We start from the raw sequence: 17,119 nt of genomic DNA on the forward strand, positions 1-17,119 counted from the left end.
GTGTCGAAGTAACGTTATTTTTGTCGAAAATATAATAGAGTTAAGTTTCTTTTCTAATTTTTCTTTTTTTTATAATTCTTTTATTACAAAACATAAGGAGTCTATTCTATCATCTTTATAGCAGCACTAATGTTGAAATGTTATTGTTGATACTTATACATTTGTTTAAATTTAACTTTATTTTAAACGATGTAGTTGATAAATTCAACTAAAGTTACCAAACATCTCATAAAATATTCTATATACGATGATAAATCTTGCCGGTTGTGTTGGATGTTGTCTTGCTGACTCTCTTCATATAATGGTCGTTATCGGTGTTACGATTATTATCGGCATTATGCTCATAAATGAAAAGTGTAAAGTAGGGTGCATACCTATGTTCTGGTCAAATTGTTTATTGATATACTTATGAACGAGTGATGTTGGAACTAATACATTAAGAAAAAAGGGAGCGAGCATATGATTCGTTTAGAACCGATAGAGATTGATGGGAAAACAGTACTTGGGGTAGAGGTTTTGCTACCTAAAACAACGTTGCTTTCCATTTCTACTGACAAAGGGTACATTATGTGTGGAGCGTTGGATGTAGGACTGTTAAATGACAAGCTAGCAGATAGAGGAATTATTGCTGGTAGAGCTGTAGGTGTGAGGACGCTGGAGCAATTGCTCGAGGCCCCACTAGAGTCTGTAACATTAGAGGCTGAAAAACATGGGATAACTTCCAATATGAAAGGCAGAGACGCTTTATTAAAAATGATGTAGCGTCATTTGTTTTCATTGTCTTCAATTATTAAACGATCATAATAACGTATAGATGCTATGTGTCATTATTTCTCAAGCAGAGGTGCACAAGATTGTCTTGTAATAATCCGGTGAGGAATAAGTTCTCGTTTGCTGTCCACACCATCTTCAATGGATCGAATTAACAATTGTGATGCCGTATAACCCATTTGGTAAATCCCTATTTCTACACTATTTAAAGGTGGGTTTGTTAACTCAGAGATGGTAATGTTATTAAAACTAATAATGCTGATATCTTCTGGTACTTTATATCCAAGCTCTGTTAAACCACGAAGTACTCCATAAGCAACAAGATCATCCGTAACAATTAATGCAGATGGACGATTTTCCAAACTCATAATAGAAGACATCGCTAAATAGCCGCTCTCTTGTAAAAACTCACCTTCTACAATCCACTCTGGCTTTGTTTCCAATTGTGCAGCTTTTAACGCTTCTGTATAGCCTGTAAGGCGGTCTTGAGAAACGATTAAGTGTGCAGGCCCACTCACAAAACCAATGCGCTTATGACCGATAGAAATAAGGTAGTTTGTCACGTCAGTAGCTGCTTTTATATTATCGTTATCTACAGATAGTATATTTTCAAATTCATCACTTCGCCCAATCACGACAAAAGGAAATTTCATCTCTTGCAATAGTTTAATGACGGGATCTTTTTTACGAGAAGTTAAAATGATAATACCATCGACTTTTTTTCCTTTTACAAGCTTTGTTATAGCATCTGCTTCATCCATTTGTGTTACGCCGGATGTCATGAGCAAATCATAGCCGATCCTAGAAGCTTGTGCCACAATACCACGAATAAATTCAGAGAAAAATAAGTTGACGAATAATTCTTCGGCTGGACGTGGCAAAATAATGCCTAACGTTTTAGACTTTTGCATGACTAAGCTTTTCGCAAGCATATTTGGATGATAACCGAGTTCATCCATAATCTTTTTGACTTTAGCTGTTGTTTGCGGACTAATCCGCGGATGATTGGAGATGACTCTGGAAACGGTGGATGGAGAAACACCTGCTTCTTTTGCAACATCTTTAATGGTAACTGGCATAATATCCTCCCTATGAAACGGCTTTCATTTTTTTGTATTACAGATGTGAGCTAGGTAATGAGTGTTCGCTATGATAAACCGACATAGGGCTTTTTTTCATTAGTAGCTTTTCAACATGATTTTAACACCGTTTCTGCTTAAATTCTACTATAGTACAAATAAATGAAATTGAAAATAAGTAAAAAGGTGAGAAAAAGAGACTATTTTAGAGAAAAGGTAGTATAATCTAGTGTAGATGCCCACATAAAATCTGTGCAAACGTTTTATCGATTGCGAATAATTAGTTACAATATAGATGAGCGTAAAGCGCTTTCAATTATGTTTTAAGTAGCTGACTATAAGTTTTCTACCATAGCAATATTTTTTTTATTTTTTTGTTCAAACGTTTGCACTCCTTATTCTATGCTATTTTATTCATTTTAACCGTACAATTACATATGATGTTGTATGGTTACATAAGGGGACAAACGTATATAGCTAGAAGTAGGATAGCGCTTGTACGAAGAAGTATCATACATTAAAAAAAGGTGGGTTCTAAGATGAAGTTAAAAAGCATGTTAATTTTATTGTTAGCAATGACGATGGTATTTACGATTGCGGCATGTGGAGACAGTGAAGAAACTGAGGAAGCAGGTTCCAATAACACACAGGAAGAAACTGTAGATACTACGGATAATAATGAAGAAGATAGTAACACAGAAGAAGAACCAATGGAAGAATCAATGGATGAAGAAATCGTTCCTGAAGAAGGAGCAGAAATCATAGTTTGGGATAGTGCTAACCAGAAAGAATTTATTGAAGAACGAATTGATGCATTTGAAACGATGTACGCAGATTACAATGTAGACGTAACGTATGAAACAGTAGAAGCAGATACAAGTGCAGCACAAGTTATCCAAGATGCGGAAGCTGGATTGGCAGGAGATGTATTTATTGCTGCACACGATAATGTTGGTAAATTAGTTAACTCTGGTGTTATTGCACCGATTTATTTCGATGAGGAAACAAAAGCTGTAGCCTATGAAACAGCTATCAATGCAGTGAGTTATAAGTATGAGGATTTAAATTTGGTATGGGGTTATCCAAGTTCAGTAGAAACGATCGGTATGTTCTATAATAAAGATCTTATTGCTGAAGCACCAGAAACGTGGGAAGAAGTCGTTGCTTTTGCAAACGAATTCAATGATGATAATAATAACTATGGCATCATGTGGGAAGCTGGAAATGCATACTATAGTTACGGTTTCTTTGCTGGATATGGAGCTTATGTATTTGGAGACAACGGTACCAATGCGGATGACATCGGTATGAATAGCGAAGGAGCGCTAGAAGCAGCTACATTCGTCAAATCATTAAAATCCATATTACCAATTGATTCTCAAGACATTCAAGGGAACATTAAAGATGGATTGTTTGAAGAAGGTAAACTTGCGATGAACATTACAGGACCATGGATGTCCGGAGCGTTTAAAGAAAAAGTTCCTAATTTAGCTGTTGCACCTTTACCAAAATTACCAAATGGAGAAATGATGAAGCCATTCTCTGGTACGAAAGCTTACTTTGTCAATGCGTTCTCTGAGTATCCTGATACTGCACAATTGTTAGCACAGTTTTTAACAAGTGAAGAGTCTCAATTAGCACGTTTTGAAAATAGTGGAGATATGCCTGCAAATGAAATGTTAGGTGGTAATGATATGATCAAGAATGATCCACTCGTATCTGGATTTTTACAGCAATATGCAAATTCAGAGCCAATGCCATCTATTGCAGAAATGGGCAACTACTGGTCTGTTATGGAAAGTGCACTAGCAGAACTCTGGAATAACGCTGCAGATGAAAAAGAGACGATGGACAACATGGTACAGCAATTGAAAGATGCTAACGCTACAATGAACTAATCGCTATATTCGCAAAATATACACCGAATGACGCTCACCTTGTTCTAAAAGAGCGAGGTGAGTGATTTTGAAGAGAAAGGACTGGCTAAAGTGGCGAACTTTGCGAAAAAAGCGGCCGTGCTTTCCACACTATGCATGGGTTTAGGACAATGGTACAACAGACAATTTGTTAAAGGTGCTCTCTTTCTTACTGCGGAGATCGTTTTCGTCTATTTGCTCATTACCTCTTTTATAGACAACTTAATTGGATTAATTACGCTAGGGGATAAAGGGGCTACACTAGAAAAAGTAGGTCGGAAATTCGTCAATGTACCTGGAGATAACTCCATCGATATGCTTCTGGATGGACTAGCATCTGTCCTAGTTATTCTGGTTATTATTTTTATTTATGTGATGAATGTTAGAGATGCTTATCGGACAGGTAAAGCAAGAGAAGCAGGGGAGAAACCTCTTTCGTTTACTCAATCATGGAAGAAAATGAATACGTATAGTTTCCCTTACATGATGTTGACTATTCCTTTTATCGGAGTACTCATATTCACCATCTTTCCGATATTGTTTACGGTATTGATTGCATTTACAAACTATTCTGCTCCAAACTATATTCCACCTAAGGGACTGGTGGATTGGGTTGGATTTGAAACATTTATCGATTTGTTTGCTTTAAAACAGTGGAGTTATACGTTTTTCACCTTGTTAACGTGGACGGCTATCTGGGCTGTTTCGGCGACGGTGACAACGTATTTCGGAGGTATCTTAGTTGCCTTATTAATTCAGCAAAAAGGGATTAAACTTAAGCGCTTTTGGCGTACATTGTTTATTTTACCTTACGCTATTCCACAGTTTATTTCATTACTTATTTTTAGAAACTTATTGAATGATGAGTTTGGTGCTATTAATGGAATGTTGAGGCAAATAGGGTTAGAAGGTGTAAAGTGGCTTAATGATCCTATCATGGCTAAGTTTTCTATCATTTTTGTAAATATGTGGGTAGGTATTCCTGTTTCCATGTTGCTTGTTATCGGTTTGTTAGGTAATATTCCTAAAGACTTATATGAAGCAGCAGATGTGGATGGAGCAACTAATGGACAGAAATTCAGATCCATTACAATGCCATATATTTTGTTTGCTACTGCCCCTGTACTTATTATAAATTTTGTTGGAAATATTAATAACTTCAATGTCATTTATTTATTAACAAATGGAGATCCAAAATCAGGTGACTTGCAATATGCCGGAACGACGGATTTGCTGGTGACATGGTTATACAAATTGACGTTAGACAACCAACAGTATAGTTTTGCCTCTGCCATCGCTGTATTGATGTTTATATTCATCGCGATAATGGCAATCATTATGTTTCGTAATACACCTTCTTTTAAAGAGGAGGACATGGTGCAATGAAGAAAAACATAAGTTTAAGAATTATTTTAAGTTACTTGCTGCTCGTATTAATAGCCATTGCTGTCATTTACCCATCGTTTTGGGTAATAATGACCTCATTTAGAGAAGGTACATCACTATACAGTGAATCCATTATACCAAAAAATATGACACTCGATCACTATAGAGAAATATTTGCAAACGACGATGTTAGTCCGGTTTTAACTTGGTATGGTAATACGTTAAAAGTAGCGACGTTAAGTATGCTTTTCGGAACGATCATACAGTTGTTTACAGCGTACACGATTTCTCGCTTCCGCTTTAAAGGACGAAGAGTCGTCATGTCCAGTATACTATTATTAAGTATGTTCCCGGGATTTTTAAGTTTAGTTGCTATTTATGCTATGTTCCAAAGATTTGATTTACTTGGTACTCACGCAGCACTTATTATTGTGTATTCTGCTGGTGCCGCTTTGGGAATGTTTGTAGCGAAAGGCTACTTTGATACGATGCCACGCGGATTAGAGGAAGCGGCTAGAATAGATGGAGCCAGTCACATGACGGTCTTCTTGAAAATTTTCCTTCCATTATCTAAGCCAATGCTAATCTATATTGCGTTAACGACGTTTACTGGAGCTTTTGTTGATTTTGTATTAGCTAAAGCAATTTTAAGAAATGATCGAGAAGTATGGACGCTAGCAGTCGGATTGTATGACATGGTGTTTAGTAGTAAAGACGCCAAGTATACTTTATTTGCTGCAGGTGCGGTGTTAGCTGCAATTCCGGTTACGCTTCTATTCTTAGCATTACAACGATTCTTAGTAGAAGGTATTACCGCTGGTTCTTCAAAAGGATAAAGTAAAGATAGTTAATAAGTAAGATGGGGCACATAGAACGAAGCTGCTTATGATCTACGTAAGAGCTTGGTTGTATGTTGCTTCATCTTTTTTTCTTTGTATTTTTGTTTTGTTTTGTGACTAAAATTTTTAAAATTTCGAAGTAATCTGGCTTAGATAAGCTGTGGTTTTTTTGCTAGTGAATAGCTTATACATGTCATGGTAATGCATGTTGTTTTATTTTACTGCATTTGCCGGTAGATTTGCATATGCATCGCAGGCATTCTATAATGAAAACAGTGTTAAATACCGTCTTCAATACCTAAAAAATAAATAGGCGATGGTATAATTATAAACTTATGAAACAAAAATGTATAAAAAATTGATAAAAGGCTTTATTGCTGGATTAGAATAGTTTATAATAATTATAAAGTAATGATAATCATTGAGAATCAAATAAGAATGATTCTTGTTAACACATGGTTAAATCATCAACATAGCCAATGTATATAGCGGAAGGAGACTATATTAATGAGTAAAGATCTACAGTTTAAAATAGACGGGTTAAAAGCGTCTGTAGATGGTAAGGAAATTTTGAAAGGTATCCAATTAGAAATGAAGGGTGGCGAAATTCATGCCATCATGGGACCGAATGGAACGGGTAAAAGTACGTTAGCATCTGCAATCATGGGACACCCAAAGTATGAAGTGACAGAAGGTAAAGTACTTTTAAATGAAGAAGACGTACTAGAAATGGAAGTCGACGAAAGAGCACTTGCAGGTTTATTCCTTGCGATGCAATACCCAAGTGAAATTACAGGTGTAACAAACTCTGATTTCATGCGTAGTGCACTCAATGCTCGCAGAGAAGAAGGCGACGAAATTTCTTTAATTAAATTTATTCGTCAAATGGAAGCAAAAATGAAAGAACTAGAAATCGATCCACAATTTATGCATCGCTATTTGAACGAAGGATTCTCTGGTGGAGAGAAGAAACGTAATGAAATCTTACAAATGGCAATGATTGATCCGAAAGTCGGTATTTTGGATGAGATCGATTCTGGATTAGATATCGATGCATTGAAAATCGTAGCAGCTGGCGTAAATGCAATGCGTAGTGAAGAAAATGCTTTCCTTATTATTACGCACTATCAGCGTTTGCTTAACTACATCAAGCCAGATTATGTACACGTGATGATGCAAGGACGCATTGTTAAATCTGGTGGTGCTGAGTTAGCAGAAAGACTAGAAGCAGAAGGTTACGACTGGATCAAAGAAGAATTAGGTATTGAAGATGAAACGGTGGGTCAAGAAGAGGAATTTCAAGTTCCTATGAATACGACTGGGCCTAAGCTTTAGTGAGGAGGAATAGAGATGACAGTTGAAATGATACTCCCAATTGACCGAGCGCTCGTGGAATCGTTAGCAAAACATAATGACGAACCACAGTGGTTAACACAGTTTCGTTTGCAAGCATTGGAAAAAGCATCATCCCTTCCGCTTCCATACTTAGAAAAAACGAAAATTGAAAAGTGGAACTTAAATGAATACGGTCAATTTAAAAGTAGTTCAAAGGTAGAGAAGATTGAAGATCTTCCTTCACATATAAAAGATTTGTTAGAGACAAGCGGAGAAGACAGTGGTCAATTGGTAATGCACAATTCATCCACTTCATTTCATCAACTTTCTGCTTCCTTAGCTGAGCAAGGCGTTATTTTTACCGATCTCGTTACTGCAGCAAGAGAACATGAAGATTTGGTGAAAAAACATCTGATGACAGCAGTAAAAGTAGAAGAGAACCGTCTTACAGCGCTACATGCAGCATTGTTCAACAACGGTATTTTCTTGTACATACCAAGAAATGTACAGGTTGAGATTCCATTACAAGCATTGCTTGTTGCAGATGATGGAGAAGCGTTGGTTTCCCCTCATATTCTCATCGTTGCTGATGAAAACAGTGCTGTGAAATATGTGGATCATGTTGCGACGATGCACGAACATGAAACGGTACACAATGGCATTATTGAAGTCATTGCGAAAAACGGAGCACATGTAGCATTTTCTTCTGTACGTAATTTAGGTGCACAAGTTACCGATGTGACGTATCGCCGTGCTATCGTGGAAAAAGATGCGAAAATAGAATGGGTACTTGGAGAAATGAGCTACGGTAACATTATGTCCGATACGACATCCATCTTGAAAGGCAATGGTTCCTTCTCTGATGCTAAAGTCGTATGTGTAGGTACCAATAGTCAGAAATTAAATGTAACGACGAGAGCTGTACATTTTGGAAGAAGCTCTGACAGTGACATGGTGACAAGAGCGGTAATGCGTGATGAAGCAACAGCTATTTTCAACGGCATTACGAAGATTGAAAAAGGTGCGACACACGCAAACGGAGAACAAACAGAAAGAGTACTTATGCTTTCCCCAAAAGCACGTGGAGATGCAAACCCAATGCTCTTAATTGATGAAGATGAAGTAACGGCAGGTCACGCGGCAAGTGCTGGGCAAGTCAATAAAGAACAAGTATACTATTTGATGTCTCGCGGAATTTCCCGTGAAGAGGCAACAAAATTGATCATATATGGATTTTTAGAGCCTGTAGTATCTGAGATTCCAATCAAGCAAGTAGAGGAGCAACTTTCAAGCTTAGTTGAAAGGAAATTAGGACAATGAATGCTCACCAAATAAGAGAGCAATTTCCTATTTTAAAACAGCATGTGAATGGACACCCACTGGTGTATTTAGACAGTGCGGCTACGTCGCAAAAGCCATCTTCTGTTATTCAAGCCGTAACAGATTATTACGAAGGCTACAATGCGAATGTACATCGTGGGGTACACACGCTAGGATCGAAAGCAACCGATGCCTATGAAGGTGCTCGCGATAAAGTAGCACAGTTCATTAACGCTGAATTCTCTTCACAAATTATTTTTACTAGAGGCGCAACAAGTGCTATTAATCTCGTTGCATCCAGTTACGGAGTAAGTGTATGTGGTCCTGGTGATGAAATTGTCCTCACACCTATGGAACATCACAGTAACTTAATCCCTTGGCAGCAATTAGCTAAGAAAACTGGTGCGACGTTAAAATATATTCCATTACAAGACGATGGAACCATTGATTTGAAAGACGTAGAAGCAACCATTACGGATCAAACTAAAATTGTAGCGATGGTATATGTATCCAACGTGCTTGGCACCATTAATCCGATGGAACAAGTCGCGGAGATTGCTCATCGACACGGTGCAAAGTTGGTTGTGGATGGTTCGCAAAGTACCCCACATATTGCAGTGGATGTACAACAGCTTGACTGTGATTTTTACGCCTTGTCTGGACATAAAATGTGTGGTCCGACAGGAATTGGGGTACTCTATGGTAAAAAAGATTTATTGGAGCAGATGGAACCGATTGAGTTTGGTGGGGAAATGATTGACCATGTGGATTTGTTTGACTCCACATGGAAGGAGCTGCCTTGGAAATTCGAAGGCGGCACGCCACTCATCGCCGAAGCAGTAGGTTTATCTGCTGCCATTGATTTTCTAAATGATATTGGCATGGATGCTATTCATCAACATGAAATGCAACTAGCTCATTATGCGATGGAAAAAATGACGAAGATGGATGGTATTGAAATATACGGTCCAAAAACAGAGCGTTCCGGATTAATTACGTTTAATTTAGCAGACGTTCATCCCCATGATCTTGCTACGGTGGTGGATGCTTATGGCATAGCGATTCGTGCAGGTCATCATTGCTGTCAACCGCTTATGCGATGGCTCAATGTTTCCTCCACGGCAAGAGCAAGCTTTTACATGTACAATACCGAAGACGATGTGGATCGCTTGATAGAAGGGCTAGTAAAAGCAAAGGAGTATTTTAGCGATGCTATTGGATGATTTATATAGAAGAGTCATTATGGATCATTATAAGAATCCTCGCAACCGCGGTACATTAGACCATGATGTCATTACGATTAATTTGAACAATCCAACTTGCGGTGACCGCATAACGTTGCAAATGCAAATTGAAGACGGTGTGATTCAATCTGCTAAATTTGATGGTGAAGGTTGTTCCATCAGCATCTCATCCGCTTCCATGATGACGGATGCGGTGAAAGGAAAGACAGTTAAAGAGGCACTTGAAATTGCGGATCGTTTTTCAAAAATGATGCAGGGAGAACTGCAAGAATTTGAATACGAAGATATTGAAGCTCTTTCTGGTGTGAACAAATTTCCTGCACGTATTAAATGTGCGACATTAGCATGGAATGCAATGAAAAAAGGTACGACAAACAGTACATCATCATAAATACTCATTTTTAAGGAGGTAATAACAAAATGGCTAAAAAAATGCCTGAGATAGGTGAATATAAATATGGCTTTCGTGACGAACACAAAGCCGTCTTTCAAACAGGTAAAGGATTAACGAAAGATGTCGTTATTTCTATTTCCAAACAAAAAAATGAACCAGAGTGGATGCTTGAGTTCCGCTTGAAAGCATTGGAACAATTTAATAAATTACCAATGCCTCGCTGGGGTGGAAATTTAGATGATCTAGATTTCAACGACATTCAATACTATGTAAAACCGTCTGAAACACAAGGAAAGACGTGGGAAGAAGTTCCGACGGAAATCAAAGAAACTTTCGACAAGCTAGGTATTCCAGAAGCGGAACAGAAGTTTTTAGCTGGTGTATCTGCACAGTATGAATCTGAAGTTGTATACCACAGTATGCAAGAAGATTTGGAAAAACAAGGCGTTATCTTCATGGATACAGATACAGCATTGAAGGAGTACCCTGAATTATTTAAAGAATATTTTGGTACGGTTGTTCCGCCAAGTGATAATAAATTCGCAGCGTTGAACTCTGCGGTATGGTCAGGTGGAAGTTTCATTTACGTTCCAAAGGGCGTAAAATGTGAAGTTCCTTTGCAGGCATATTTCCGTATTAACTCTGAGAATATGGGTCAGTTCGAAAGAACGTTAATTATTACGGACGAAGATAGTTTCGTGCATTACGTTGAGGGATGTACGGCTCCTATTTATAGTACGAACTCCTTGCACAGTGCGGTTGTTGAAATTGTGTGTCGCAAAAATTCACGTGCACGCTATACAACGATTCAAAACTGGGCTCCTAACATTTATAACTTAGTTACAAAACGTGCTGTTGCAGAAGAAGGAGCAAACATGGAGTGGGTAGACGGAAACATCGGATCTAAATTAACGATGAAATACCCAGCTGTGCTATTGAAAGGTAGAGGGGCGAAAGGTTCCGTATTATCTATCGCTGTGGCCGGAAAAGGGCAGCATCAAGATGCTGGAGCGAAGATGGTTCACTTAGCACCAGAAACAACTTCGACAATTGTATCGAAGTCCATTAGTAAACACGGTGGAAAAGTAACGTATCGTGGATTAGCATCGTTTAACCGTAAGTCACAAGGGTCAAAAGCAAACATCCAGTGTGATACGTTGATACTAGATAATGAGTCCACTTCAGATACAATTCCATACAACGAAATATTGAACGACGATATTATTCTAGAGCATGAAGCAACGGTATCTAAAGTATCTGAGGAGCAATTGTTCTACTTGATGAGTAGAGGATTGTCTGAATCGGAAGCAACTCAGATGATTATTATGGGCTTCATCGAGCCGTTCACGAAAGAATTGCCAATGGAATATGCAGTAGAGATGAACCGATTGATCAAGTTCGAAATGGAAGGTAGTATTGGTTAGTTCATTGGTATATTGATACAGTAAGTATTAATGCGTGGTTTTTAATTTTGTAGTAACGTGTAAATACGTATCTGCTGTGACTTTGACACTGAAGTGTCAAAGTCACTCGGATACGTATTTTATATTTAATCCTGCTTAATACATTAGAGATATATCCCGACAAAACAATTTAAAACTGAAAAATCTGAAAAATTACTACTGACATTCATCTGTTTGTAGTGTTTATAACGTTATACATTGCTACAAAATTATTGCTACAAAAATTTAGTAAATTCCATTTCAAACTCATACGGTGAACTAATATCACCACCAATATAAGAAACTTTTAAATAATATTCTCGTCCTTCCAAAAATACAAAAGGAAATTGCCAACCGTCGTCACCAGTGAATACACCCCTTGGGTTCATGAATGAATCATACATTTCAACCTTGTAATCAAATGGTTCCCAATGAGCTATTATGGCTCCAATAGCAAGAGATATACCAGTGTTTTCTGAGTCCATATCAAACTTTACCTTATACCAATCTACTTCATCAGATGGTGATAGTGTGCCTATCAAATTAAAATTGTGAAACGTATCTCCATTTTTAATCGTTTTGTCAATAAAAATCGTAGAGGTTTCAGCCGTTGCTTGAGTATCATTAGACCCTTTTTCAATGTGATATTGGTCATAAGCAAACACCGACCCTACTACTAAACTAGATAGCAATAATACCGTCATAAAACTAAAAATAAATTTTTTCTTCATTTAAATACCTCCTAGTTATTTTATTCCCCATAATAATACCACTATGATACAATTAATGAACAGTTTATTTCCGTTTAATTAATAATATATTACAAGATATTACAATTATTTATATAAAGTGTATAATGTACATGTATTCGTCCGTTTCAACACTATTGTTTCATGTAGCGGATTCATCATATCTACATGTTTTATTTTCCAAACCTTTTTGATTATGTTAAATTCTAATTTCGGCGCTACATCTGGCATATGTAGTTACCTCCGTTCACTAGATTTAATATTGTTATATACGAAGGTAACGAACGAGAAAAATTATACCCCCTGTTTCGAAAAAAAGTTAAAAAATAACACTTCAACTAGGAACGACATTATGCACAAATTATATTTTATTGGCAAACGATAAATTTTTTTTGAAGTAAATGTAAGCTTACTTTTACGCTTCCACATGTGCTTTGAAATAAAAAGGAGTCGAGCCTAGTTCTATAGAATATGTAAATAGAAGACATCTAAGAGGATTTAGTTATGTGGTTAATGGATCTATGTTTGTTGTCATTTGTTTAGGTTCATATATCAAAATATATCGTAGGAGTGATTAGGTTGAAAAAAATATTAACGTTAGCTATTACGTTTGTCATCATTTTTACTGTAAGTGCCCCTAACTATAATTCTGTTCAGGCCATAAATAATTTCTCTTATAGCGGACCTTACAAGGCAAATATGTTTCAAAGGGATGTCTTGACAAATCCGCAAACTATCATTGACGGAATAAAAAAGTTCCATAGCGCTGTTGATCCAAACAGTTTAGATTTCAATTTGAGTAAAGCAAAAACAATTATAAACAATGATCCTGATTTACTGAAGCTTGCTGAAGCAAATAATACCGTTTATTCACATTATTGGATCAAACATATTAATAACATTAGTGATACATTGGCTTACGAAGCAATTAAAGAAATTAAAAAGATGAATGCAAACATTTCATCTGCGGAATATCATACATTAAATAGACAAATATACGAATTTGTGAGGATATATGTAGATAATCCATATGACTCAAAGAATGCCTATTTTAATCTCTTTTTCTCTTTTCATAATGGTAGTGCTATTGAATTGGTTCCAATTGGTTTAAAGGTATCTCGTGAAATACATTATGAGTTGCCTGTGTTTGATTGGTTGCCTCCTAAGAAATCATATTATTATAAGGTGAAAGTTAAAGCTGTTAGATCCTTGTACACCCCTTAACTGGAAACAACTCTATAATCTATGTGCGGGTGAGAATCACCTTCCCGTGAACGTCCCGTATGGGGCGTTTTTTAGTTGTGAAAGTTTACAATCAAAAAGAATAAAACACTCACGATCACACCCATAAAGCACCCATCAAAAACTATGATATTTTATAAAAAATAAAAACTCTCTAATATCAAGGGTTTCAGCATTTTATGAGTATGGGTGGAAGGCGAAGGTAGTATTGGTTAATCTGCTCCATAGTGAATAAAATCAAACGTAACAAAAAACCGTATCTAGTATTTGCTTATTTAGCAATGTAGATACGGTTTCTTTGTTGTTCTTAATGATTCATTTATTCCTTTTTAATGCTATACTACAATTAAGTACATAGCTCATGCATAGGGCGGTTGGCTCACCTCTTCATCCTTTATGGAAGGAGGTGATGTCCATGACAGTATATGATGGAAGATCTTTAATGATTTCGTTCGGGTTACTTATAGTAGCTTTGCTGTCCTTTCATAAACGAAAGTAAGCCGTCCTATGCCCACACAGCCTAGACGACTTACTAAGATAACATATGAGCTAATCGCCCTTTGGGCATGTACTCGGACAGGTGTTAGCGCACCTGTCATTTTTATTATACGTACTATTTTAATAAAGTATAACACAAGTAACATAAAAATGATTATTGTCAAAGCAAAAGAGACAATCAAAAAAGATGAACCAACTTAAAGTTTCACCCATCTACTAGCGATGAATTCTTCCACATCTAATAAATCTTGAACCTCAGCTTTTAGTTTGAGTTTTGGAATTGCATTAATATCGTCTGATCTAATTCTTTCTTGATCGAGATTAAGATCTAATCTAAAGTAATTTTTTTCAAGAATGGAGGAGTTATATAAGTCTGTTGCACCAACTGGAGCCTCACTAATGAGTGTAGATAAAGGGAATTCAGGTTCAGCTGCATTGCTGAAGTTATACCCCCATTGAAGAGCGCCCCAATCTTTTTCATTAATGGACCAATTATTAAAACCTGTTCCAATGGACAATACAATAACTTTGCTTATATCTATATTTCCCATACTTTTGTTTAGGGCTAAGGACAGCGCTGCTAGGCTAGGATTATTTGCTACAACGCCTCCATCGACATTTCCTTTGTATGAATTCCATAAGATAGGGAAGCTCATACTGGATATCATCGTATCTAGTACTGTAGCATCTAGTGTTGAAGAATTAGCATAGTTGTTAAAAAATACAGAGGTAAACGAGGCAGGTTCAAATGCGGGAACAACAATTTTTTTAGTAATACTAGAAATACTTTTTTCAACCTCGGGTAAAAATTTTATTATGGTTGGTATTCTGTTTGTATTCGTATACTTAGGTTGTATGATTGCTCTACTAGGATCTTTGAAAAAATTTGTATAATCTGATTCAATAAACTCAGAAATTTCTTTTGGAGTTTTACCTAGGGCAAGGGAGAGGATAATAAGCGAGCCGACAGAGGTGCCTGCAAACATATCTACAGAAGAAATAAGCTTAGGAAATTTATTTTGTAACCTTTCCAAAAACGTAATAGGAATAATTCCACGTACACCGCCACCATCAATACTGAGAATACGAAAGTATTTGTCATCGTTATTGTCCACATTTTGTTCTATATCTTTTTTAACGTCACTATTTTTATTTTTATTTATTTTTTGCTCTTTTTTTTTATAGCCATACATGACTTCTCCGTTTCGTTTATTAGTTTTAAGCACACGTAAATGCTGAAAGTCTCATTTTTTACATAGTATATGTCGCTAAAAATAGACTGTGCACATGAACAGCAAAAAGAACAACCTGTAAAAGTTGTTCATCAGGTAAACCTTTTAACCTTGAAAGTGTAGAACGTTAAAAATTACAAATTAGCCAAGCCTACGGAAGTAAGTGAAGCAATAAAAATAATTTGTAACAATGCCCGAGGAAAGAGGGAGAGGGTATGTTGATTGTTCATTTTCAATCTGTATGTGGTCGGTTTGTAAATAAGGGCATTAAACTTGTAAATGAAAATAATGAAAGCTCAAATGCATCTTATGTTGATGCATTTGAGCTTTATAAAAGATAAATCAAAATATGACATCGAATAGTTGATTCTTTTTTAGACCAAGGTAATAAAAAAGTCTATTTATAAGGATTTAGTACCCACTTATTCTTTTCCATCCTGTACCTGTGTAAAATTTCAGTTCACCATCTTCGATTTTAATTTTTTCTTCGGTAAAAATTTTGCTGCCGTTAAGCAAACCATTTCCGTCTTTATCGATTCGAAAATTATAATAGTCTTCCAAATTTGTACTACTCTCTTTTCCTTCTTTCGGGAATAGTAACCCTTCATCACCAGCGTTTGCAATATCTCTAAAAACAATGCTATTAGCTCCTATAATATCGGAATTGTTTAGTTTAATACCATATTCACCTTTTCCATTATTACCAATAAAAAGTTTTTCACTCATCGTATTTAATCCATGGTTACCTACGTACAACGTATGTGGTACTTTATATACCTCTAGTGATTCAATGAGTGTTTGCCCTTCACCATAATGATTGCATACGATAACCATGTCAAAATATGCTGCATATGGATCAAATTTATGGGGGGAGGCCTCGTCTTCTGCATTGTAACCACTGATTGTCCCCTCAAGAACTCTTGTTTCACCAACTGGTATAGTGGTGACTCCAGATACAAAATAATTATAGGAATGGGCTTCGTCTGTATAAAGATTTTCAAATTTATGATTTAATGAATGAGCACCGCAATAAAAAGTACCATCACCGCTTATTTTTTTTATTTTCACTCTTCCATAGTAAGTGCTCTCTGGGTCAATAGGTATACGCATTTGAATGATACACGCATTATGTCCTGTTACTAAAACGCCTTTTAACTCAGGATCGTATGCAATGTTACTTCTATCTGCATTATACACAAATGGTGTCCAATCGTTATTACCAAGAACCAAACAATCACGTTGAAAATGATTCATATATTGCATTTGATCTACGTATGCTTTTGCATTTACTTCTGCACTGTTCCAGTTCTCTCTCTCTGTTTCTGTGATATGAGAGGTGCTATCTGCTTTATGTTCATTTAATTCCACTTGTGATGCAACACGTTCATCCACCGTATCCCAATTGTCATTAAAAGATTGTCTACTGACATACTCATTCCCTAAAGGCTTCTTTATTCCTAATTTCGGTGTTATATCTGGCATGTTTCGTTACCTCCGTTTTATTTTTATTTTGGTATATACGAAAGTAACGAGCAGGAAAAATTATACCCCTCGTTATTCATTTTTTTTAATGTAAATCATTCTCGGTATAAATTAAGGGAGTATATTAAATATAATACATATTATTAATTAATAACCATATTATGCATAATTATCATGGACACCCCACCTG

15 protein-coding genes are annotated in these 17,119 nt (G+C 36.4%); 11 read left to right on the forward strand and 4 right to left on the reverse strand.

Annotated features, from left to right (window positions below):
- The first annotated feature begins 459 nt into the window (after positions 1–459).
- Positions 460–762: a YunC family protein gene (locus D1Z92_RS05395; RefSeq protein ID WP_128894638.1), complete on the forward strand. Its 303-nt coding sequence runs from the start codon at positions 460–462 to the stop codon at positions 760–762.
- A 65-nt stretch (positions 763–827) separates the two neighbouring features.
- Here D1Z92_RS05395 and D1Z92_RS05400 read toward each other — a convergent pair whose 3' ends face one another.
- Positions 828–1,850: a LacI family DNA-binding transcriptional regulator gene (locus D1Z92_RS05400; protein ID WP_128894639.1), complete on the reverse strand. Its 1,023-nt coding sequence runs from the start codon at positions 1,848–1,850 to the stop codon at positions 828–830.
- A gap of 539 nt (positions 1,851–2,389) precedes the next feature.
- On the opposite strand from D1Z92_RS05400, the gene D1Z92_RS05405 reads away from it, so the two are divergent.
- From D1Z92_RS05405 to sufB, 8 genes are all read left to right on the forward strand, one after another.
- The gene (locus D1Z92_RS05405; protein ID WP_128894640.1) at positions 2,390–3,748 is read left to right on the forward strand and encodes a sugar ABC transporter substrate-binding protein; all 1,359 of its coding nucleotides are present in this window, start codon (positions 2,390–2,392) and stop codon (positions 3,746–3,748) included.
- Positions 3,749–3,805: 57 nt separating this feature from the next.
- Complete coding sequence (locus D1Z92_RS05410) at positions 3,806–5,152, forward strand: carbohydrate ABC transporter permease (protein WP_306438807.1); 1,347 nt, start codon at positions 3,806–3,808, stop codon at positions 5,150–5,152.
- Entirely contained in the window at positions 5,149–5,988 is an 840-nt protein-coding gene (locus tag D1Z92_RS05415; RefSeq protein ID WP_128894641.1) for a sugar ABC transporter permease, read from the forward strand. Before D1Z92_RS05410 ends, D1Z92_RS05415 begins: the two co-directional genes overlap by 4 nt.
- Before the next feature lie 510 nt (positions 5,989–6,498).
- Positions 6,499–7,326, forward strand: a complete 828-nt coding sequence (gene sufC / locus D1Z92_RS05420; RefSeq protein WP_128894642.1) for a Fe-S cluster assembly ATPase SufC — start codon at positions 6,499–6,501, stop codon at positions 7,324–7,326.
- Positions 7,327–7,341: 15 nt separating this feature from the next.
- Positions 7,342–8,646: a Fe-S cluster assembly protein SufD gene (gene sufD / locus D1Z92_RS05425; RefSeq protein WP_128894643.1), complete on the forward strand. Its 1,305-nt coding sequence runs from the start codon at positions 7,342–7,344 to the stop codon at positions 8,644–8,646.
- Complete coding sequence (locus D1Z92_RS05430) at positions 8,643–9,869, forward strand: cysteine desulfurase (protein ID WP_128894644.1); 1,227 nt, start codon at positions 8,643–8,645, stop codon at positions 9,867–9,869. Before sufD ends, D1Z92_RS05430 begins: the two co-directional genes overlap by 4 nt.
- On the forward strand, positions 9,856–10,281 hold the full coding sequence (sufU, locus tag D1Z92_RS05435) for a Fe-S cluster assembly sulfur transfer protein SufU (protein ID WP_128894645.1): 426 nt from the start codon (positions 9,856–9,858) through the stop codon (positions 10,279–10,281). Before D1Z92_RS05430 ends, sufU begins: the two co-directional genes overlap by 14 nt.
- A gap of 29 nt (positions 10,282–10,310) precedes the next feature.
- Positions 10,311–11,708: a Fe-S cluster assembly protein SufB gene (gene sufB, locus D1Z92_RS05440; protein WP_128894646.1), complete on the forward strand. Its 1,398-nt coding sequence runs from the start codon at positions 10,311–10,313 to the stop codon at positions 11,706–11,708.
- 254 nt (positions 11,709–11,962) lie between these two features.
- On the opposite strand, the gene D1Z92_RS05445 is transcribed toward sufB, so the two are convergent.
- Complete coding sequence (locus tag D1Z92_RS05445) at positions 11,963–12,457, reverse strand: hypothetical protein (RefSeq protein ID WP_128894647.1); 495 nt, start codon at positions 12,455–12,457, stop codon at positions 11,963–11,965.
- Between the two features lie 597 nt (positions 12,458–13,054).
- Between D1Z92_RS05445 and D1Z92_RS05450 the strand changes: the two genes are divergently transcribed.
- Positions 13,055–13,699 (forward strand): hypothetical protein, encoded by a 645-nt coding sequence (locus tag D1Z92_RS05450; protein ID WP_128894648.1) that lies wholly within the window; start codon positions 13,055–13,057, stop codon positions 13,697–13,699.
- A gap of 433 nt (positions 13,700–14,132) precedes the next feature.
- A complete protein-coding gene (locus tag D1Z92_RS17800; protein ID WP_370741235.1) occupies positions 14,133–14,216 on the forward strand; it encodes a putative holin-like toxin in 84 nt (27 codons plus the stop codon).
- Positions 14,217–14,412: 196 nt separating this feature from the next.
- Here D1Z92_RS17800 and D1Z92_RS05455 read toward each other — a convergent pair whose 3' ends face one another.
- Positions 14,413–15,408: a patatin-like phospholipase family protein gene (locus tag D1Z92_RS05455; RefSeq protein WP_128894649.1), complete on the reverse strand. Its 996-nt coding sequence runs from the start codon at positions 15,406–15,408 to the stop codon at positions 14,413–14,415.
- 450 nt (positions 15,409–15,858) lie between these two features.
- Positions 15,859–16,929, reverse strand: coding sequence for a hypothetical protein (locus tag D1Z92_RS05460; RefSeq protein WP_128894650.1), 1,071 nt, complete (start codon positions 16,927–16,929; stop codon positions 15,859–15,861).
- Positions 16,930–17,119: the final 190 nt, after the last annotated feature.

This window comes from Longirhabdus pacifica, from assembly GCF_004115085.1.
In the GTDB taxonomy this organism is placed as follows: domain Bacteria; phylum Bacillota; class Bacilli; order Paenibacillales; family DSM-105158; genus Longirhabdus; species Longirhabdus pacifica.